General features: G+C 37.9%; 1 protein-coding gene. It reads right to left on the bottom strand.

Features of this window, described 5'->3' with window-relative positions; translation table 11 throughout:
• Positions 1–346 precede the first annotated feature (346 nt).
• The coding region (locus Q1553_RS02490) for a methyl-accepting chemotaxis protein (protein ID WP_300842734.1) at positions 347–1,009 on the bottom strand (663 nt) is incomplete at its 5' end.

The raw sequence follows: 1,009 nt of genomic DNA, 5'->3' as shown, positions 1-1,009 counted from the left end.
GCAACAATTCAGTGCATATTGGGATTCCATTTGTGGAATCGCGGTAAAACATTTGCACTAGAAAATTTACCTGCAAACTAGTGTGAATAGTAGGCATAAATAAGATTGGATTTTTGTTCTTGAGAAAAAATTTAAAAATTTTCGTGGCAATCCATATTAAGATTTAAATTTTGCAAGATTATGGATTGCTTCGCTACGTTCGTAATGCGAAAGGATAAGACGCAAGGACGAATCCCAAATCACACTTGCAATTTTCTATTGTGCTATTTGTAAGATTCTGCTTTGAAATTTACAAGTATAAAAAGAATCCCCTCTGCACTTTTTGTGTATTCAACAATCCTCTAAACTATACCAAAGTGGCTAATTTTTCTTCACAAAGCCCATCTAAATATTTCACAACATCATCACTTGCCAATTCTGCAGCTTGGAAATATTTATAAATCTCCTCTAAGCAATCGTGTGCATTGCCGTGCTGTAACATCAGTGCGTGTCCTGCAATGATATTATCATGGACTCCTTGATGTGGTGGTTCAATTTTCGGATAAGTTGCATATTGTGAGAAGAGTTGTTTGCCTGTTCCTGTATCATACCATTTACCCAAACGGCAGTCGTGATGTCCTGCAAACTTCGCTTCCATATCCTCGTTGAAAATTGCTCTATACCCATTGATTTTGAAAAACAAGTGGTCTAACTTAATTAAACCAACAAAAGTAATTGTGAGAATTTTGTCTGTATCTACATAGATTTGTTCTGCAGACTGGTTGATGTGTTCCAATACTTCGTTTTGCGCGCCTAGTTGCTCCATTTCTTTAATAATTTCATCAGAGTTCGTTTGCACTTCAGAGAAATTTTGTTGAACAACTTGGATATTCATTTCAATTTCTTTGGTTGCTTTTTGCGTGCGTTCCGCGAGCTTGCGCACCTCATCAGCTACGACAGCAAATCCTCTTCCGTGTTCTCCTGCACGCGCTGCTTCAATAGCGGCATTGAGGGCAAGCAAATTGGTTTG

It is taken from the genome of Helicobacter sp. UBA3407 (assembly GCF_949747025.1).
Taxonomy (GTDB): Bacteria; Campylobacterota; Campylobacteria; order Campylobacterales; family Helicobacteraceae; genus Helicobacter_D; species Helicobacter_D ganmani.
Note: the sequence above shows the minus strand (reverse complement) of the source record. Positions and strands in the feature narration are given on the sequence as shown.